The 17,481-nt window shown below is 64.7% G+C and carries 21 protein-coding genes; 7 read left to right on the plus strand and 14 right to left on the minus strand.

Annotated features, from left to right (window positions below; all coding sequences use genetic code 11):
- Positions 1-8 precede the first annotated feature (8 nt).
- Positions 9-644 (plus strand): FMN-binding negative transcriptional regulator, encoded by a 636-nt coding sequence (locus RMO95_RS15395; RefSeq protein WP_310451525.1) that lies wholly within the window; start codon positions 9-11, stop codon positions 642-644.
- A complete protein-coding gene (locus tag RMO95_RS15400; protein ID WP_310451526.1) occupies positions 641-1,846 on the plus strand; it encodes an SAM-dependent methyltransferase in 1,206 nt (401 codons plus the stop codon). The genes RMO95_RS15395 and RMO95_RS15400 overlap by 4 nt, the downstream gene beginning before the upstream one ends.
- A 260-nt stretch (positions 1,847-2,106) precedes the next feature.
- Here RMO95_RS15400 and RMO95_RS15405 read toward each other — a convergent pair whose 3' ends face one another.
- Entirely contained in the window at positions 2,107-2,829 is a 723-nt protein-coding gene (locus tag RMO95_RS15405) for a LuxR family transcriptional regulator (protein ID WP_310451527.1), read from the minus strand.
- Between the two features lie 212 nt (positions 2,830-3,041).
- On the opposite strand from RMO95_RS15405, the gene RMO95_RS15410 reads away from it, so the two are divergent.
- A complete protein-coding gene (locus RMO95_RS15410; protein WP_310451528.1) occupies positions 3,042-4,355 on the plus strand; it encodes a HAMP domain-containing sensor histidine kinase in 1,314 nt (437 codons plus the stop codon).
- Positions 4,352-5,383 carry a response regulator gene (locus RMO95_RS15415; RefSeq protein ID WP_310451529.1) on the plus strand — a complete coding sequence of 344 codons (1,032 nt, stop codon included), beginning with the start codon at positions 4,352-4,354 and terminating at the stop codon, positions 5,381-5,383. Before RMO95_RS15410 ends, RMO95_RS15415 begins: the two co-directional genes overlap by 4 nt.
- A gap of 21 nt (positions 5,384-5,404) precedes the next feature.
- On the opposite strand, the gene cqsA is transcribed toward RMO95_RS15415, so the two are convergent.
- Complete coding sequence (gene cqsA, locus RMO95_RS15420; protein ID WP_310451530.1) at positions 5,405-6,709, minus strand: alpha-hydroxyketone-type quorum-sensing autoinducer synthase; 1,305 nt, start codon at positions 6,707-6,709, stop codon at positions 5,405-5,407.
- A gap of 270 nt (positions 6,710-6,979) precedes the next feature.
- Here cqsA and RMO95_RS15425 point away from each other — a divergent pair, with 270 nt between their 5' ends.
- Both RMO95_RS15425 and RMO95_RS15430 read left to right on the plus strand, forming a co-directional pair.
- Entirely contained in the window at positions 6,980-8,656 is a 1,677-nt protein-coding gene (locus tag RMO95_RS15425; RefSeq protein ID WP_310451531.1) for an ATP-binding protein, read from the plus strand.
- Between the two features lie 170 nt (positions 8,657-8,826).
- On the plus strand, positions 8,827-9,201 hold the full coding sequence (locus RMO95_RS15430) for a hypothetical protein (protein WP_310451532.1): 375 nt from the start codon (positions 8,827-8,829) through the stop codon (positions 9,199-9,201).
- A 102-nt stretch (positions 9,202-9,303) separates the two neighbouring features.
- Here the strand turns inward: RMO95_RS15430 and RMO95_RS15435 are convergent, their stop codons facing one another.
- From RMO95_RS15435 to RMO95_RS15450, 4 genes are all read right to left on the minus strand, one after another.
- The gene (locus tag RMO95_RS15435) at positions 9,304-9,459 is read right to left on the minus strand and encodes a hypothetical protein (protein ID WP_310451533.1); all 156 of its coding nucleotides are present in this window, start codon (positions 9,457-9,459) and stop codon (positions 9,304-9,306) included.
- Between the two features lie 10 nt (positions 9,460-9,469).
- The gene (locus RMO95_RS15440; RefSeq protein WP_310451534.1) at positions 9,470-9,916 is read right to left on the minus strand and encodes a hypothetical protein; all 447 of its coding nucleotides are present in this window, start codon (positions 9,914-9,916) and stop codon (positions 9,470-9,472) included.
- A 140-nt stretch (positions 9,917-10,056) separates the two neighbouring features.
- Positions 10,057-11,229 (minus strand): MFS transporter, encoded by a 1,173-nt coding sequence (locus RMO95_RS15445; protein ID WP_310451535.1) that lies wholly within the window; start codon positions 11,227-11,229, stop codon positions 10,057-10,059.
- Between the two features lie 4 nt (positions 11,230-11,233).
- Complete coding sequence (locus RMO95_RS15450; RefSeq protein WP_310451536.1) at positions 11,234-12,184, minus strand: LysR substrate-binding domain-containing protein; 951 nt, start codon at positions 12,182-12,184, stop codon at positions 11,234-11,236.
- Between the two features lie 97 nt (positions 12,185-12,281).
- Between RMO95_RS15450 and RMO95_RS15455 the strand changes: the two genes are divergently transcribed.
- Positions 12,282-12,629: a DUF2917 domain-containing protein gene (locus tag RMO95_RS15455; RefSeq protein WP_310451537.1), complete on the plus strand. Its 348-nt coding sequence runs from the start codon at positions 12,282-12,284 to the stop codon at positions 12,627-12,629.
- Positions 12,630-12,779: 150 nt separating this feature from the next.
- Here RMO95_RS15455 and RMO95_RS15460 read toward each other — a convergent pair whose 3' ends face one another.
- From RMO95_RS15460 to RMO95_RS15495, 8 genes are all read right to left on the minus strand, one after another.
- Positions 12,780-13,265: a thioesterase family protein gene (locus tag RMO95_RS15460; protein ID WP_310451538.1), complete on the minus strand. Its 486-nt coding sequence runs from the start codon at positions 13,263-13,265 to the stop codon at positions 12,780-12,782.
- 95 nt (positions 13,266-13,360) lie between these two features.
- Positions 13,361-13,546, minus strand: coding sequence for a hypothetical protein (locus RMO95_RS15465; protein ID WP_310451539.1), 186 nt, complete (start codon positions 13,544-13,546; stop codon positions 13,361-13,363).
- Positions 13,547-13,698: 152 nt separating this feature from the next.
- Complete coding sequence (locus tag RMO95_RS15470) at positions 13,699-14,979, minus strand: AmpG family muropeptide MFS transporter (protein WP_310451540.1); 1,281 nt, start codon at positions 14,977-14,979, stop codon at positions 13,699-13,701.
- Between the two features lie 49 nt (positions 14,980-15,028).
- A complete protein-coding gene (locus RMO95_RS15475) occupies positions 15,029-15,250 on the minus strand; it encodes a BrnA antitoxin family protein (protein WP_310451541.1) in 222 nt (73 codons plus the stop codon).
- Positions 15,247-15,534 (minus strand): BrnT family toxin, encoded by a 288-nt coding sequence (locus tag RMO95_RS15480; protein WP_310451542.1) that lies wholly within the window; start codon positions 15,532-15,534, stop codon positions 15,247-15,249. Before RMO95_RS15480 ends, RMO95_RS15475 begins: the two co-directional genes overlap by 4 nt.
- A gap of 135 nt (positions 15,535-15,669) precedes the next feature.
- Complete coding sequence (locus RMO95_RS15485; RefSeq protein ID WP_409574966.1) at positions 15,670-15,984, minus strand: helix-turn-helix domain-containing protein; 315 nt, start codon at positions 15,982-15,984, stop codon at positions 15,670-15,672.
- Positions 15,968-16,279, minus strand: coding sequence for a type II toxin-antitoxin system RelE/ParE family toxin (locus RMO95_RS15490; protein ID WP_310451543.1), 312 nt, complete (start codon positions 16,277-16,279; stop codon positions 15,968-15,970). Before RMO95_RS15490 ends, RMO95_RS15485 begins: the two co-directional genes overlap by 17 nt.
- Before the next feature lie 3 nt (positions 16,280-16,282).
- Complete coding sequence (locus RMO95_RS15495; protein WP_310451544.1) at positions 16,283-17,296, minus strand: integron integrase; 1,014 nt, start codon at positions 17,294-17,296, stop codon at positions 16,283-16,285.
- Positions 17,297-17,481: the final 185 nt, after the last annotated feature.

Consider the following 17,481-nt stretch of genomic DNA (forward strand, 5'->3'; position numbering starts at 1 on the left):
CCTGCCGCATGTACCTGCCCGCCCATTTCGAGGAAAGCCGCAGCGAAGTGCTGCACCAACTGCTGCGCGCGCAGCCCTTCGCCACGCTGGTGACGCAGGGCGCGGACGGCCTGGCGGCGGACCACCTGCCGCTGCACCTTGAGCCCGAAGTCGGTCCGTGCGGCGCACTGCACGGCCACGTCGCGCGCGCCAACCCCCTGTGGCAACAGGCGGCGGACAGCGAGGTGCTGGCGATCTTCCACGGTCCGCAGGCCTACGTGACGCCGTCGTGGTACCCGAGCAAGCGCGAGCATGGCAAGGCCGTGCCGACCTGGAATTACGTGGTGGTCCATGCCCGCGGCACGCTGCGCGCGATCGACGATGCGGCCTGGCTGCGCCGGCAATTGGAAGCCCTGGTCGCCGAGCACGAAGCAGGCTTCGCCGAACCCTGGCAGATCGCCGACGCGCCGCCCGACTACATCGACAAGATGCTGACGGCCATCGTCGGCATCGAGATCGTCATCACCAGCCTTGTCGGCAAGTGGAAGATCAGCCAGAACCAACCGGCCGCGAACCGCGCCGGCGTGGTCGCCGGCCTGCGCCGGCAGGGCACGGCGGACGCCCTGTCCATGGCGGAGCTGGTCGCCGCCATCTCCCCGCCATGAATTTGCAGCAGACCGAACTGCCCGCGCCCTCGGCCGATGCGCGCGCCGCCAGCGCAGCGCTGACGGACATCATCGCCGCCGAGATTGCCGTCCGCGGCGGCTGGATCTCCTTCGCCCGTTACATGGAGCTGGCGCTCTACGCGCCGGGACTCGGCTATTACGCCGGCGGCTCGCGCAAGTTCGGCGTGGAAGGCGACTTCCTCACCGCGCCGGAACTGACGCCGCTGTTCGGCCAGGCGCTGGCGCGCCAGGTGGCGCAGATCCTCGCCGCCTCCAGCCCGCGGCTGATCGAAGCCGGCGCCGGCAGCGGCCGGCTGGCGGCTGACCTCTTGCCGGCACTGGCCGCACTGGGTTGCCTGCCCGAGCGCTACCAGATACTGGAACTGTCGGGCGAACTGCGCGCACGCCAGCAGGCGACGCTGGCCGACCATGCGCCGGAATATGCCGATCGCGTCGAATGGCTGGACCAATTGCCGCAGCGTTTTTCCGGCTGCCTGATCGGCAACGAACTGCTCGACGCGATGCCGACCCATGCCTTGCGCTGGAGCGCTGAGGTGGGGAAGGAGAGTGAGCCGGCCGTACTGGAAGGCGGCATCGGCATCGCGGACGGCCGCCTGGTGGTGGCCGAGCGTCCCGCCAGCGGCGCGCTGCTGGAAGCGGCGCAGGCGCTGCAGGTGAGCCCGCCCTATCGCGGCGAGATCAGCCTCGCGGCGCGCTCCTGGGTTTCCGAGCTGGCGCGGCGCCTGGACCGGGGCGCCCTGCTGCTGATCGACTACGGCCTGCCGCGCCACGAGCTCTACCATCCGCAGCGCGACGGCGGCAGCCTGCGCTGCCATTACCGGCATCGGGTGCATGAAGACCCGTTCTGGTTTCCCGGCCTGTCCGACATCACCTCGCATGTCGATTTCACCGCAGTGGCCGAGGCCGGCTTCGATGCCGGGCTGGAGGTGCTGGGCTATGTCAGCCAGGCCAACTTCCTGCTCAACTGTGGCATCGGCGAATTGATGCTGGGCCAGAGAGTTGGCGCTGGCGACACGGCGTCCGCGGACACAAATGCCGCCGACCTGCGCGCGCGCGGCGCCGTGAATGTGCTGCTCTCGCCCAACGAGATGGGCGAGCTGTTCAAGGTCATCGCCCTCGGGCGCGGCATGCCGGCACCGCTGCTCGGCTTCGCCCGCGGCGACCGCGTTCATGCCTTGTAGACGAACAAGCTCCGCACGACGTCAGTTGCAGGGTGGGACCGGGCGGACGTAGGGCGGACGTAGGGCGGACTTCAGTCCGCCATCCACCCTTGGCCGGCTGAAGCCGGCCCTACAACGCCATCCACCCCTGGCCGACTGAAGTCGGCCCTACAAAGCCATCCACCGCTGGCCGGCTGAAGTCGGCCCCACAAGGCCATCCGCCCCGGCACGCGCAGCAGATTTACGCCGCGCAGCAAGTTCCTAGGCGAGATTCACAAGCGCTAGTCGAGCAGGCCCAGGCGCATCGCCAGGGTCACGGCATGCGTCTTGTTGGTCGCCCCGAGCTTGCTGATGATGTTGGCGATGTGAAAGTTGACGGTGCGTTCGCCAACACCCGTCAGCTCCGCGATATCGCCTGCGGTGCCGCCTTCGGAAGCCAAGCGCAGAACCTCGAGCTCGCGCTCGCTGAGCCGGGTGCTGCTTTCGTTCCGCTGACGGGCGAGGAACTCGCGAAACAACCTGGCATGAACCACCTGTGCCAGCCACTGCATCATCGGCAGCTTTGCCTCCAGTTCGTCGGCACTGATGGCTCCCTGGCTGCGGGCCAGCGTCAGCGCACCGAATTTTCCATTTGAAGCCCGCAGCGGCTGCGTCCAGCCGTGGTTGAAGCCGAGTTCCCTGGCATCCCTGGCAAGCGCCTGATCGAACAGCGCGCTGGACCAGATCAAGGGCAGAACGCTGGTCTTGGCATGTTCTATGGTCGGGTCGATCGCATGGTAGCCGTGCTTGAGGTAGCGCTCCTGCCAGGGTCGGGGAAAATTGCTGGTCATCACGAAGCGCCAGCCGACGCCCCGCCCCGGAACGCCGATCAGGTAGGCGCTGTGCTCGAAACCGAGGCTGCGGGCGCCGAGCACCGCTCCCCGGAAAAAATCCCGCTGCGCGCTGTTGGCAAACAGCAGGGTCGGCGATTCACTGTGCGAAGCAATGGAATTCTGATCGGTCATTGAGCAAAGCTCGTCCGGGTTCCCAGCTCATGACTGGTGCTTTCACTTGTAGCCGGATGCTATCTACCTGTCAACTCTGACAGTTATGGCCGAGAGCGATCTTCGCTATCATGGCCGCAAAGCGCCGCCCCCATGAAAACCCCTATCCCGCCGACAAGTACCGGACAATCGCCTCCTGGCCGCGAATGCGCACCGGTCGCGATGAACGTCCGATGAAGCTGACCAGTTCCAGCCTGAGGCAAGCGGCCGCGCGGCTGTTCGAGCCGGCCTTGCGCAATGTCGAGTATTTTCAGCGTCGGCTCCATGTATTTTCCATCATCGCCATCATCGCCTTTCCGTTCTACTACTGGGTCTGGCACAGCGCCTACCCGCAGCCCTACGAAAACCTGACCATGCGGTTGTTCGGCGCCGCCCTGTTCATCCCGATCCTGTACAGCAATCGCTGGCCCGACCGGCTGAAGCCCTACCTGCCGCACTATTGGTATTTCTCCCTGCTCTACTCCCTGCCATTCTTCTTCACCTTCATGCTGCTGAAGAATAACGGCACGGACGTCTGGATCGGATCGGCCCTGGTGGCAGTTTTCGTAATGATCCTGCTGCTCGACTGGGTCACCCTGATCGCGCACTTCGTGCTCGGCAGCGGGCTGGCCATAGTCGCCATCGCCCTGACCAGCGACGCCTCGCTGGTCACCTTCGAACGCTACGATTATGTGGCGATCGCCCTGTTCGCCGTGGCCCTGGGTGCCGTTTCGAACTACGACAGCGAACGCATCCGCATCGAACAGGAACGGGCAATGCTGGCGACGGCAGGAAGCATCGCCCACGAACTGCGTACCCCTCTGCTGGGCATCCGCGCCGGGGCCTCCGGCCTGGCCCGTTACCTGCCGACGCTGATCGAATCCCATCAACTGGCGCAGCAGCACGGACTGCCGGTCACTGCCATACGCGCTGCGCACCTTGATGCACTCAAGGGCGTACTTGAGCGCATCGACGCCGAGGCATATCACTCCAACGCCATCATCGACATGCTACTGGTCAATGCCAGGGCAACAGGCGCAGTGACACAGGAATCGGTGCTCTGCTCCATGTCCCGCTGCATCGAGATCGCCTTGGCGCGCTATCCGTTTTCCGAGGACGAACGCACACTGGTGTCATGGCAACCCGGCGCGGACTTCGAATTTCGCGGCGTCGAACTGCTGATGGTCCATGTGCTGTTCAATCTCGTCAAGAACGCCTTGCGCCATATCGGCAAGGCGGGAAAGGGCGAGATCATGATCCGCACCGAGGCATCGCCCGATGCCAACCGCCTGATCGTGCGCGACACCGGCGGCGGCATTCCCCCGGAGACCCTGCCGCATATCTTCAGGCGCTTCTATACCTCCGTCGGCGACAGCGACAGTGTGCTCGGCGCCGGGATCGGCCTCGCCTTCTGCCGCGACGTGATGGGTTCGTTCGGCGGTACTATCGAGTGCAGCTCCGTCCACGGTGAATCCTCCGAATTCGTCCTGACATTCCCAAAGCCATGAAATCCTATGCGATCCACCCCTTCCACTTCCCGACCACGGTCGCCTTCGTCGACGACAGTCCACAGTTTCTCGCCAACCTGAGCCTGCAACTGGATTCGCAACTGGCCTTCCGCCTGTTCCACTCGCCGTTTTCCGCCTTGGTCGCGTTGAATGCCGCCAGCTCGGTGCCGCCCATGGTCGAGCGCTTCTTTTCGCTGTATCGCCATCGCGGCGACGCTAGCTACACGCGCCACGTCATCGATGTCAGCCTCGACATGATTCACCGCGAAGTGCATAACGAGCACCGCTTCGAACAGGTATCGGTGGTGGTGGTGGATTACGACATGCCCGAGATCGACGGACTCGAATTCTGTCGCAGCCTGAAGAATCCGGCCATCAAGAAGATTCTGCTGACCGGCAAGGCCGACGAGCAGGTCGCCGTGCGCGCCTTCAACGAAAAGACCATCGACCGCTTCATCCGCAAGCAGAACGACGACGTCATGGCCGTGCTCAATCGCACGATTGCGGAACTGCAGCAGGAGCACTTCGACCAGATCGAGCACATGTTGTCCGAAGCACTTGCCGTCGGCTCGCACCTGTTCCTCGGCGATCCCGAATTCGCCCAGCGCTTCGAGGAAATCCGCGAACGGCTCGGCATCGTCGAGTACTACCTGTCCTGCGCGCCGGACGGAATCCTGATGCTGGACGCCGGCGGCACGGCCCACCTGCTGATCGTGCAAACGGAGGCGATGATGCAGGGGCATTACGAAATCGCCTACGACCAGGCAGCCCCCGAAGGCCTGCTGGAACAACTGCGCAGCGGCCGGTCGCTGCCCTACTTCTGGAAAACCGCCGGGAACTACTCGCCGATCTATGAAGACTGGCAGGCCTGCCTGCATCCGGCGACGGAATTTCGCGGCAGGGACCATTACCTTTACTCCGTGGTCACGAATCCCGACGCCTTCAACCTCAAGTACGTCTATCCCTACAGCGAGTACCTCGACCGCCTCGACCGCGAGGCACGGCAGGGGAGGGCCAGTACCGCGTAATCCCCCGACCCGCCTCTGCGATCAAGCTGCAGCAACCTGCCCTGGCGCAAGCTTCATGCGGCCCTTCGCCGCGGTCGCGGGTTGGCTCTTGCCGCGCAGCTTGCGCCGCGTCGATGGCCAGGACGCGAGGTCGACCTCGTCGCGAATTTCGCGGCAGACGGCGACGATGCGTTCCAGTTCGGCGTCGGTCAGTGCAGCATTGACCGAAAAGCGCATCAGCGACCGGTTTCGCGGTGTGGCCGGGGCACAGAAGATCGAGCCGAATATGCCGCGCGATTCCAGCGCCTCGCGCAGCACGATGGTTTGCTGCTCGGTGCCCGATTCGAGCGAGACGATCTGTGACTGACTATCGTTCAGGTTGTATCCCAGTTCATCGAGATGGGCGCGCAGGAGCGCCGCGTTGGCGCGCAGCTTTTCCCGCCGCCAGCCCTCGCGCTTGACAACGCCAAGCGTTGCTGCCAACCCCTGCACCTCGTGCGGCAGCAGTGTGGAACTGAAGATCGCAGGGTTCGATTCGAATTTGAAGTACTCGTTGAAGCGTTTCGAGCAGGTAATGAAGCCCGCCCGCCCGGCAAAGGCCTTGGCCAGGCTGGCGGTGCGGAAATGCACGCGCTCCGCCAGTCCCAGTTCGACGACCAGGCCTTCGCCGTTCGGGCCATGCGTGCCCAGCGAATGGGATTCGTCGGCCACCAGCACGCAGCCCTGCGCCTCGCAGATCGCCACGATTTCCCGCAGCGGCGCGAGGCTGCCGGTGGTGCTGTAGATCGCGTCCACCACCACGATTCCCGGACCGTGGCGCAGAATCTGCCGCTCCAGGTGTTCGGGGTCGTTGTGGAAGACAGTGATCGCCCTGGCGCCGGCGCTCTTGATTCCTTCCCAGAGCGACATGTGCGCCATCATGTCGGCATAGACTGGCGTCCGTTCGTCGGCAATTGCCTGGATCAGCCCGGTGTTGGCCGCATAGCCCGATTGGCAGAGCACGCCGGATTCGGCGCGCATGAAGGCCGCCAGGCGCTGCTCCAGATCGATCTGCGGACAGGCGCCATGCAGGAAAATGCCCGACATCAGCAAGCCGTTGCCGTCGCGCCGGATGCTCTCGGCCATCGCGCCCAGGATCGCCGGATGGCGGGCCAGCGAAAGGTAGTCGTTGCTGCACAGCTGCAACGCATCGGCGCCGGGCGTCCGCCCGCGCATGATGTGTCCGCCGTCCCAGGTGTTCTGCACCCGCTCGCGGTAGTACTGCTCCACCCGCAGCGACACGAAATCGGGGAGTCCGGCATTGCGCAAATGCGCTACGGGACGAAGATTGCTTATCTTGCTATTCATGATGTGGCGTCCTCATTATTTGGGTTATCGGGAAAAGACCGGCAGCGAGAATATTGTGGCCCAATCCCCCACAAAGCCCAGTGGTACTTGTTTACAGGGCGATCCCACGCCGATCGGCGACTCGCGCGCAGCAGCCCGGACCTGACATTTCTGTCAGTAGGAAAATCCCCCGCTTTCCCTTAGGCTTGGATTGCCCTGCCGACTGACGCGAGCGCAGGCGCCGACAGCGTCGGCACAAAGGAAACAGGCTTCATGACCGCACGAATTTCAATGAACAGGATGCGCAAGGGCAAGGTCCGCGTGGCGAGGACCGGCGCCGCGCATGGGCCGGACCTGCGCGCCGAAATTGAACAGCGGGTGCTGGCGCGTACCGCGGAGTTGCGCCAGGCGCTCGATGCGGCGCAGCAGGCCGACCAGGCCAAGGACGCCTTTATTGCCAATGTCAGCCACGAACTGCGCACGCCGCTCGGCGCGATCACAGGATTGTCGGCCCTGGCGCTGGAGCACAGCGAGGATGTACGGCAAAGGAATTACCTGGAAAAGATCGGCAACGCCGGACGGCACCTGGCGCGCATCATCAACGACCTGCTCGACCTGTCGAAGATCGTTGCCGGCCGCATGGAGTTCGAATCCATTCCCTTCCGCCTGCGCGCCATGGTGCGCCACGCCCATGACGTGATGACCCACAAGGCCGAGGCCAAGGGTCTCCGTCTCGGCTTCCGGATAAACGAGGATGTACCCGAGGTCCTGATCGGCGATCCGCTGCGGCTCGAGCAAATACTGCTCAACCTCGTCGGCAATGCCATCAAGTTCACCGGCAGCGGTGGTGTCGACGTACGCGTCGGCCTGGCGGCCAGCCCCGACGAGCGCGCCTGCCTCAGCATCGAGGTCGAGGACAGCGGTGTCGGCATATGCGCCGACGACGTCGCCGGACTATTCCAGCCTTTCTCCCAGGCCGATGCCTCGATGAGCCGCAAATTCGGCGGCTCCGGCCTGGGTCTGGCGATCAGCCAGCACCTGGCGCAGTTGATGGATGGCGGCATCAGCGTCAGCAGCCGCGAGGGAATCGGCAGCACCTTCAGCCTCAGGGTGCTGCTGAGCATCGGCGCGGCCGCAAGCCTGGCCGGGGACGAAACAGCCAGCGCACACCGCGCAGTGCACCAGCGTTACGAAGACGCCCATATCCTGGTGGTCGAAGACGACTCGATAAACATCGAGATTGTCGGCGAGTTGCTGGGCGATGTCGGCATCACGCCGCGCCTGGCGAGCAACGGCCAGGAAGCCCTGGAAACACTTGCAGAGACCGGTCCCGGGTTTTTTGATCTGGTACTGATGGACATCCAGATGCCGGTCATGGACGGCCTCACCGCCACGCGCCGGATTCGTGGCTGGCCCCGCTTCGACAGGCTGCCGATCGTCGCCATGACGGCGCACGCCCTGGCGCACGAAAAACTGATCGGCGCCGCGGCCGGCATGAACGACCATATGATCAAGCCCTTCGACCCGGAAGACTTTTACCGGGTGCTGGCGAAGTGGCTACCGGCGTGCAAGAAGGCCCGCCCGGCAAGCGCCCTCGCTGCGCCGGAACCCACCAGTGCGCCAGGACTGGCCGCGCTGGACGGCATCGATACCACTGGCGCCCTGAAGCGTTTTCTCGGCAACGAGGAGCGCTATCGCCACTGGCTGATCCAATTCGTCGAGGAAAGCCCGGCGGTGGCGGCCCAAATCCGCGAGGCGCTGGCCGCCGGGCAACTGGAACTGGCCGCCCGCACCGCGCATTCGTTCAAGGGAGGCGCCGGCACCATCGGCCTTTGCGATTTGCGCGAGCACGCGTCGGCGCTGGAAGTCGCACTGAAAACCCGGCAAACCGCGGAACCCGAGCTGCAACGCATGGAGTGCGCCATCGAAGCGGCCCGGGAGAAGATCATTTCCGCGCTCGGCCTTTGATTCACGGCGTCGCGGCAGCGCGGCTCACTGGAAACTCCTGAAGAGGCGCCGGCACAGCAAGAAGGGGCAGGACACAACCCTGCCCGCTTCGTCGTGGATGAGCAGCAGGCGGATCGGCATTGAATGGTCGCCGATCTGTGGCAACATCGCTGCCGGAAAAGGGGATCCCCATGAATTCAGAATCGATGTATCTGAAAGTCGTCGCGCTGGCCGGCATCTCGCTGCTGGCCGGTTGCGGCGAGATCAACGTCAAGAAGTATCTGCCCTTCGGCGGCGATACGACGATCCAGGAACGCCCGCGCACGCCGGCCAATGCGACCGAATACCAGTGCACCGGCAACAAGCGCTTTTACCTGCGCACGCTGGAAGGCGGCGCCGCGGTATGGCTGATCCTGCCGGAGCGCGAAGTGCGCCTCGACCGGCTCGGCGCCGAGGGCGCAACGCGCTACAGCAAGGGCAATACGGTGCTGGAACTCAATGGCGACGCCACGCGCCTCAGCGACGGCGCGGCGGTTTCCTTCAGCGCCTGCAAGCCCACGCCATAGGGCGAAGTTCGAAGGCTTATCGCGAGCAAGCTCGCTCCTACCAAACCACCACTTCGCCGGCTAATGTAGGAGCGAGCTTGCTCGCGGTGCCCCGCCGCACCGTCACAGGCAAGCCTGCTCCAGCGCCTGCTCGCACTTGGCGCAAAAACCGTCCTCGCTGACGGGTCCCGGCGTGCCGCAGCGCAGGCAGACCGTAGGCTGCTGTCGGGGCGGGTCCGCTTCGGGGTCCTGATCGGGAGAAATGGCGTCTTCGGTCATGGTGCCGGCCTCATCCGCATTTCGCCGTGCCGCCATCGACCCGGCATTCGGCGCGCGTGCGCAAGGTGAAGTCGATGCTATTGCCATAGCTGCACACCAGTAGGGTCATGCTGCCCTGCTTGCCAACGCGGACGGCGGAGACCCTGGCGCTTTTGACCTCTGCCTGCGGCCTGTCGCAGGAAACATAGGCGTTGAACTTTTCGTCCGCCGATTCCCACAGCGCCACGTTCTTCAACCGACGATAACGCTGGTAGTCGGTGCAGACGTCGGTCTCTCCCCGATAGGTTTTCGCGTCGTCGCTGCAATAGCCGGTGAAGGTGTGACGCAACTCTTCCTCGGCGGGACAGGCGCCGACCTGAACGGCTGTCGCCAGATCGGGACAGGGCACCTCGGCGGCCATGGCGGCAGGCAGCGCGAGGCACGGCAGCACGGCACAAACCAAAAGACTCGACTTCATTCAGGGATTCTCCAAAAGCAGTACTGGGCGGCGGGGCGGCGGGCAATGCCCGCAATCTCGGCGGGCCGGGTGGCGCCGCACGGGTGACGCCAAGGCAGGAGTTTAGTGCGCCCGGCGGCCGGCGGGTGAGGCGCACGACCTCAGCGCCTGAGCGCCAGCGGCGCCAGCAGGCACCAGATGCCGAGGCTGCCGGTGGCCAGCATCCAGGCCAGCGCCGAGCTGTTGCCGCCGCCAGCATCGAGCACCGCGCCGGCCACCAGCGGCGAGAGGAAACCGGCGCCGAAGCCGGCCATCGAATACACCGCCATCACCGCGCCGCGCCGCGCCGGATCGGCCACCGCCACGAGGCCGGCGGTGAGCGCCGCGGAATCGGCCATCACCACCACCTGGTAGACCACCAGCAGCGCCAGCAGCAGCAGCGGCCAGCTCGCGGCAGCACCCACCGCCCAGGCCAGCACGCCGGAGGCCAGCATGATGCCGAGGATGGTGCGGCGCCGGTCGCGGCGGCCGGCGAATTCGTTGCCGAGGATGCTGGCCGGGATGCCGACCAGGTTGATCAGTGCCGCCGCCGTGGCCGGCGCCAGCGGCAGGCTGCCCTGGGTCGCCGCAAACGCCAGCAGGCCGACGATCCAGGAACGCAGGCCGAACAGCTCCCAGCAATGCGCGGCGTAGCCCAGCACGTAGCCGCGCACCGCACGATCCTTGAGCGCGCCGATCTGCGCCGCGACGCCCGGCACATGACCACCGTGCGGCGCCACCGGCGCCAGGCCGCGCAGGATCAGGGCGATCGCGACGTAGGGACCGAGGCCGCCCAGCACGAAGGCCGCGCGCCAGTCGACCAGGGCCAGCCAGCCCGAGCAGGCATACGACAGCGCCGCGCCGATGCCGAAGGTGGAGGTGTAGAAGGCAATGAAGCGCGGCAGGCGCGACCCGGTCACGCGGTCGGTCAGCGCCTTCAGGCCCGGCATGTAGGTACCGGCGAGACCCGCGCCGCCGATGGCCTGCAGCAGGCAGGCGGAAACCACGTCGTCGGCCCACAGGGCGAAACCGAAATGCCCGAGCGAGGCCAGCAGGCAGGCGCCGACATAGACGCGGCGCGCGTCGATGCGGTCGGTGAGGCCGGAAAGTATCGGCACCGCCAGCATGTAGCCGGCGAAATAGCTGCCGCCGATGGCGCCCGCCTCCTTGCCGGAAAGCCCCCAGGCCGCCTGCAGCTCGGGCAGCAGCGCCGGCCAGGTGGAAAAGCCGGTCATGCTGAAAATCGCCGCGACGCACAGCAGCAGGACGGTGTTCGAATCCTTCGTCGTCGCCATCGGATCAGCCCGCCACAGCGGCGCGGCGGCGCGCGGCGCGCGGCGCGGGCGGCGGCGTCAACTGCGCCGTCAGCCACTGGCGAAACGCCTCGACCGCAGGATTGGCCGCCGCCTTGGCGGCCAGCATCAGGTAATACGAGCGCGGACTGGAGAAGCGCTGCGGCAGCGGCGCCACCAGCGTGCCGGCCTGCAGCAGGTCGGCCACCAGGGCCTGGGTGGCCAGCGCCACGCCGTGGCCTTCGACGGCGGCGCGGATCGCCGGTTCGTATTGATTGAAGGCGATGCGCCCGGCCGGACGCAGATCGGCGACGCCGGCCATTTCCAGCCAGACCGGCCAGGACAGCCAGGGCCTGCGCTGCACCTCGTCTTCATACACCAGCAGCGTGTGATGCACCAGGTCGGCCGGTTTCGCCAGCGGCCGGCCGCTTCTGGCCAGATAGGCGGGGCTCGCCACCGGCAGCACGGTGTCGCCGAACAGGCGCAGCGCGGCGGCCGGCGCGTGGCGATCCTGCAGGTAGCGCACCGCTGCGTCGAAGCGCCCGCGTTCCAGATCGACCAGGCGCGAGTCGGCCGAGATGCGGATGTCGATGCCCGGATGGCTGCGGCGGAAATCGGCCAGGCGCGGAATCAGCCAGAAGCTGGCAAAGGCCTGGGTGGTCGCCAGGGTCACGGTCGGCTCATCGCCGCCGCGCAGTTCGGCCGCCGCCGCGCGCAGTTCGGCAAAAGCGCTGTCGGTGGCCCGCAGCAGGCGCTCCCCGGCAGCGGTCAGCTGCAGAGCGCGGCTGCGGCGCTCGAAGAGGCGTGTCGCCAGCGCCAACTCCAGGGCGATCACCTGCTTGCTGACCGCCGACTGCGTCACGAACAGCTCGCCGGCGGCGCGCGTGAAGCTCAGGTGGCGCGCCGCGGCGTCGAAGGCGCGCAGGGCTTCGAGCGGCGGCAAATCGTGCTTACGCATTCCTTTTACTCATGTATGACACGCCTCGATATCGCTGGCGCAAGCCGCGGCCGGATTCAATAATGCAGGCGTCGCAACCTGCGCAGGAGCCAACATCATGACTGCACCAGCACTTTCCGCTTCATCCCTGATCTGCATGGGCAGAAGCCGGCGCGCCGGCCTGATGCGCCCGGCAGTCCCGGCCGGCCATGCTACCGAATTCCGTGAAGGAATGCACGCCCGCGACGCTTCCGGGCTCGAAGAAAGCCTGGCAAAGGGCCAGCTGTCGCTGCTGCCGGCGCGTAATCTGGACCTGCTGTGCCTGGCCGGCGAACTCTGGCTGACCCGCGACGGCGATGCCGAGGACTACATCCTCGGTCCCGGACAGCGCCTGGCCATCGGCCGCGAGGACCAGGCAGCGGTGCAGGCCCTGCAGGCCAGCCGATTCAGGCTGAGCTTCGGCTGAGCCGCGCCTGAAATCCGCCCGACCGCGGCCCGCACCAGTAAGCAGACATGTCGAAACCGATGGATGTAGGAGCGAGCTTGCTCGCGATAGCGGCTTATCGCGAGCAAGCTCGCTCCTGCAGGGAATGCGCCTTCCCCCGTTGACTGACTACTAGGCCACGAGGCGCTGCAGGCAGGCGCGAATGCCGGGCGGAATCGGCGTCGGGCGGTTTCCCTCGCGGCCGACGAAGACATGCACGAACCAGCCGACGGCGGCCGGTGCCGCCTCGCCCTGGCGGAACAGCGCAATTTCGTAGCGCACCGAAGACTTGCCCAGATGGGCCACGCGCAGGCCGGCCTCGATGGTCTCGGGAAAGGCCAGCGGCGCCAGGTAGCGGCATTGCGATTCGGCGCAGTAGCCGATCGCGTCGCCCGCATGGATGTCCAGGCCGCCTTCGCGGATCAGGTACTCGTTGATGACGGTATCGAAGTAGCTGTAATAGACGACGTTATTGACGTGGCCGTAGACATCGTTGTCCATCCAGCGCGTCGCGATGGCAAGGAAATGCGGGTAGTCGGCGCGGCCGGGCTGGGCTGGAACTGCGGCGGGACCGGAAGACGGGGTGGGAACTGCGGGGGGCGTATCAATCGCGAGCAAGCTCGCTCCTACGGGTAAATGGGTACTCATCGCGCGCTTCCTGAAAACCGAAGCGCGCGATCATACCAACAGGCGTCAGCTGATCTTGCCGACGCTCACTGCTGGTTGCGGTACATCGCGGCAAGGAATGCATCGGCGTCGACTTCCTTCGCTGTCGCCGCCCGATGCTGGACTTCCTGCAGGCCGAGCTGAAGCTCGGGGCTGGCAGGGGTCCACTCGGCGTTGAGGACTTGGTCCTCGAACGCTCCGAACTCGTCCTCGATGAGTTTGCCTGTACTCATGTTCATCACCATCAACATTGCCGTCTCCCGTATTGGAACCGCGCGCTTCAAAGCATATAACGCCACCTGCGGCGAAAAGTTGAACGGTTTCGGAAAATATGATGATGTGTTGCGTTAACGCCACGGCGCCAGGCCGGCTGCGGAATTAAACCCTACAATACGTATGGTTTTAACGCCGTATGCTTGCCGTGCCACGGCGCCACCTTCAAGAGCAGCACCATGCCTGGCACGGCGAGCAGGGCGCAGAGCATGAAGAAGCTGAACCAGCCCAGATGCTCGACCAGGTAGCCGGTGGTGGCGTTGATGAAAGTGCGCGGCACGGCGGCCAAACTGGTGAACAGGGCCAGTTGTGTGGCCGTATACAACGGATGGGTGGCGCGCGCGATGAAGGCGACGAAGGCCGCCGTGCCCAGACCGACGCCGAGCGCCTCGAAGCCGATCACCAGCGCCAGTTGCGCCAGTTGCGCCGCGCCCGGCGCCGGATGCGGGCCGACCCAGGCCAGCCAGGCAAAGCCGAAGATCGACACCAGTTGCACCACGCCGAACAGCCACAGCGCGCGGTTGATGCCGAGCTTGACCATCCACAGCCCGCCGATCAGGCCGCCGATCACCGCCGGCCACAGCCCGGCATTCTTCGCCACGATGCCGATCTGCGACTTGGCGAAGCCCATGTCCAGATAGAAGGGCGTCGCCAGCGCGGTGCACATCGAATCGCCGAGCTTGTAGAGGAAGATGAAGCCGAGAATCATCAAGGCCTCGCGCAATCCGGCGCGGTCGATGAACTCATGGAAGGGTTCCAGCACCGCATCACGCAGTGTCCTCGGCGCCTTGCCGGCCACCGCCGGCTCGCGCACGAACACGGCCAGGGCCATGCCCGGCAGCATGAACAGCGCGGTGACGACGAAGACCTGGAACCAGGGCAGGTAGTCGGCCAGGATCAGCGAAAGCGAGCCCGGCACCAGGCCGGCGACGCGGTAGGCATTGACATGCACCGAGTTGCCCAGGCCCAGCTCGGCCTCGCTGAGAATCTCGCGCCGGTAGGCATCGAGCGCGATGTCCTGCGTCGCCGAGAGCAGCGCCACCGCGGCGGTGAGCCAGAGTATCGGCACGATCTCACTGCCCGGCGCGAACAGGCCGAGCGCCGCGATCGCCGCGAGCAGGCCGAGCTGGGTGATCAGCATCCAGCCGCGGCGCCGGCCACGGACACCAATGGGCGGCGCGTAGCGATCGAGCAGCGGCGACCAGAGGAACTTCCAGGTGTAGGGAAACTGGATCAGGGCGAACAGGCCGATGGTCTTGAGGTCCACGCCCTCGGAGCGCAGCCAGGCCGGCACGAGGTTGAGCAGCAGGTACAGCGGCAGCCCCGACGAGAAGCCGGTGAACACGCAGATCAGCATGCGCCGGGTGAACAGCGCGGCAAGCCAGGGCGGCATCAACTATCGGGTCGCGTGGATGTCTGGCAGGCTGGCGGACGCAGCACGCCTACTTGGCAGGCCAGGCGATCTGCACCTGACGATGCTGGGTGACGCAATCGCGCAGGTAAAGATTGATCAGGGTCTGGTAGGGTACGCCGGCCTCTGCCGCCATTCCCTTGAAATAGGTGACCACATCCTCGGACAGGCGCATCGTGACCGGCTTCTTGAGTTTCGAGGCGTAGGGGTTCCGGCGCGATTTCATCCCGGAAAGGTCGTACTCGTTCTTCATGGCGTTTCGCTTCCGTAAAAGGCAGCTTCGCGTGGGGTGGCCTTGCGCGCGGAATTGATTCGAATGATGTCTCCAGCCTCGCGTTCGCAGTGGCTGACCAGCAGCAATCTCGCTCCCGTGCTCATGCCCAAGAGCAGAAAGCGCTCTTCGCCCGCCGAGTGTTCTTCGTCGAAGAACTGGATGGCGAATTCATCGTAGAAAACCGATTGAGCTTCCTCGAAAGCGATTCCATGTTTGCGGATATTTGCCCTGGCCTTGGCGGCATCCCACTCAAAACTAATCATACGTACAGTGTATTTAACATATCGGGGTTGTCAATACTTCATGCCGGCCCCATCGCCTGAGTTCAGGGACGCGGCGCGGCTGTATCGGGCAGTGCCCCCTGCAACGCCAGAGTTGGGCCTCCGGCGCACGAAGCGCTACCTACCCGCAACAGCCAATACAGCTTTCGGATTCGTGCTCGCTATAGCGAGCAAAGTACGGGCGGCACCGCTCGGCTGCTTGCGGCCTTGCTCCCAACCTTGCAAGGTACGAACGGATACCCCCAAAAGTGCGGCGAATTGAGACTGAGAAAGGCCAGTTTTCTTGCGCGCCTCAATGACGGGCGACGTAACGACATGAACTTGGCCAGACTTCATTTCGCGCACTGATTGCAAAAGCTCTGCAGCAAGGTCGCGCCTGGCTTCATGGGCTGCCAGTTCGGACTTGGTAAGCGGCTTACTCTTCGAGGACACGGCGAATCTCCTTCAACTTGGGGCCGGTGAGGTTGTCAGTTTTCGACTTCGCATACAGAGTGAGCAAAACCACTTCACCTTCTGCGTTGCGAGTGAAGTAGATCACTCGAACACCGCCCGACTTGCCCGAACCGGCTCTGCCCCAACGCACTTTGCGAATGCCGCCAGACTCGGGCACGACATCTCCGGCAGCGGGATGTTCCGCAATATACGCAGCGAACGCACCGCGTTCATCTTCGGTCCAGTAGAGCGGCCACTGGCGCTGAAACAGCAAGGTTTCGACTACGGTATGCACGGCCTAACTATACGCCTCTGGCGTATAGACGTCCAGCCCACGATCCAAGAGGTCCATCTTGTCGATGGGACTGACCACTCCACGCCCTCCCTTGTTCAGGACGTGGGTGTAGATCATGGTGGTGGCCACGTCCGAATGACCCAGCAGTTCCTGTACGGTGCGAATGTCATAGCCGGACTGCAACAGATGCGTGGCGAAGGAATGGCGCAGCGTGTGCGGCGTCGCCGGTTTGGTCAGGCCCGCGTCTCGCACCGCCTGCTTCATGGCGCGCTGCACGCCTTTCTCGTCGAGATGATGGCGACGTTTCTTGTCCGAGCGCGGATCGACCGACAAATCCCGCGCCGGAAAGACATACTGCCAAGCCCACTCTCGCCCCGCCGCCGGGTATTTGCGGTCCAGTGCGTACGGCAGATACACCTCTCCATTTCCGGCGGCTAGGTCTTCGTCGTGCAAGGCCTTGACCTTTGCCAGATGCAGCTTGAGCGGTGCAACAAGGGCTTCCGGCAGCATCGTCACCCTGTCCTTGAAGCCCTTGCCTTCGCGCACCAGGATTTCGCGGCGCGCAAAGTCAACATCCTTCACGCGCAAGCGTACCGCCTCCATCAGGCGCATGCCCCCGCCATACAGCAGACCTGCAATCAGCGCGTGGTGGCCCTTGATGCGCGACAGCACGGCCTGCGTCTCGCTCACCGTCAGCACCACCGGCAAGCGCTTCGGCGCCTTGGCCTGCGTCACCTTGTCGAGCCAGGGCAACTCGATTTCAAGCACCTCGCGATACAAAAACAGCAACGCCGACTTGGCCTGATTCTGTGTCGAAGAAGCCACCTTGCCCGCCACCGCCAGATGCGTCAGGAACGCCTCAACGTCCGCCGCCCCCATTTCCTTCGGGTGCCGCTTGTCGTGAAACAGAATATAGCGTCTAATCCAATCCACATAAGTCTGTTCGGTGCGGATGGCATAGTGCTTGACCCGCAGCTTCTCGCGCACCTGATCGAGCAATTTCGGAGGATTTGACATGGTGTATTTCCCGGAAATATTAGGGTTCCATGAAAATTGTTTGTATGTTAACTCAATGCGTTACCAAACGACCACCGATCTTATACACCTGCACGCCGTCTTTGACGAGTCGTTTTAGGGTGCCCACTTTACGTTGGGGCTCTCCATCGTGAGCGCGTTTCGTCATCCACTGGTCGCGTTGTCCG

Origin of the sequence: Sulfuritalea sp. (genome assembly GCF_031426875.1) — a bacterium.
Taxonomy (GTDB): domain Bacteria; phylum Pseudomonadota; class Gammaproteobacteria; order Burkholderiales; family Rhodocyclaceae; genus Sulfuritalea.

Bases quoted from the DNA above. Each gene is read 5' to 3' on its own strand.
- RMO95_RS15395 (WP_310451525.1), top strand. From the start codon at position 9: ATGTACCTGCCCGCCCATTTCGAGGAAAGCCGCAGCGAAGTGCTGCAC.
- RMO95_RS15400 (WP_310451526.1), top strand. From the start codon at position 641: ATGAATTTGCAGCAGACCGAACTGCCCGCGCCCTCGGCCGATGCGCGC.
- RMO95_RS15405 (WP_310451527.1), bottom strand. From the start codon at position 2,829: ATGACCGATCAGAATTCCATTGCTTCGCACAGTGAATCGCCGACCCTG.
- RMO95_RS15410 (WP_310451528.1), top strand. From the start codon at position 3,042: ATGAAGCTGACCAGTTCCAGCCTGAGGCAAGCGGCCGCGCGGCTGTTC.
- RMO95_RS15415 (WP_310451529.1), top strand. From the start codon at position 4,352: ATGAAATCCTATGCGATCCACCCCTTCCACTTCCCGACCACGGTCGCC.
- cqsA (WP_310451530.1), bottom strand. From the start codon at position 6,709: ATGAATAGCAAGATAAGCAATCTTCGTCCCGTAGCGCATTTGCGCAAT.
- RMO95_RS15425 (WP_310451531.1), top strand. From the start codon at position 6,980: ATGAACAGGATGCGCAAGGGCAAGGTCCGCGTGGCGAGGACCGGCGCC.
- RMO95_RS15430 (WP_310451532.1), top strand. From the start codon at position 8,827: ATGAATTCAGAATCGATGTATCTGAAAGTCGTCGCGCTGGCCGGCATC.
- RMO95_RS15435 (WP_310451533.1), bottom strand. From the start codon at position 9,459: ATGACCGAAGACGCCATTTCTCCCGATCAGGACCCCGAAGCGGACCCG.
- RMO95_RS15440 (WP_310451534.1), bottom strand. From the start codon at position 9,916: ATGAAGTCGAGTCTTTTGGTTTGTGCCGTGCTGCCGTGCCTCGCGCTG.
- RMO95_RS15445 (WP_310451535.1), bottom strand. From the start codon at position 11,229: ATGGCGACGACGAAGGATTCGAACACCGTCCTGCTGCTGTGCGTCGCG.
- RMO95_RS15450 (WP_310451536.1), bottom strand. From the start codon at position 12,184: ATGCGTAAGCACGATTTGCCGCCGCTCGAAGCCCTGCGCGCCTTCGAC.
- RMO95_RS15455 (WP_310451537.1), top strand. From the start codon at position 12,282: ATGACTGCACCAGCACTTTCCGCTTCATCCCTGATCTGCATGGGCAGA.
- RMO95_RS15465 (WP_310451539.1), bottom strand. From the start codon at position 13,546: ATGAGTACAGGCAAACTCATCGAGGACGAGTTCGGAGCGTTCGAGGAC.
- RMO95_RS15470 (WP_310451540.1), bottom strand. From the start codon at position 14,979: ATGCCGCCCTGGCTTGCCGCGCTGTTCACCCGGCGCATGCTGATCTGC.
- RMO95_RS15475 (WP_310451541.1), bottom strand. From the start codon at position 15,250: ATGAAGAACGAGTACGACCTTTCCGGGATGAAATCGCGCCGGAACCCC.
- RMO95_RS15480 (WP_310451542.1), bottom strand. From the start codon at position 15,534: ATGATTAGTTTTGAGTGGGATGCCGCCAAGGCCAGGGCAAATATCCGC.
- RMO95_RS15495 (WP_310451544.1), bottom strand. From the start codon at position 17,296: ATGTCAAATCCTCCGAAATTGCTCGATCAGGTGCGCGAGAAGCTGCGG.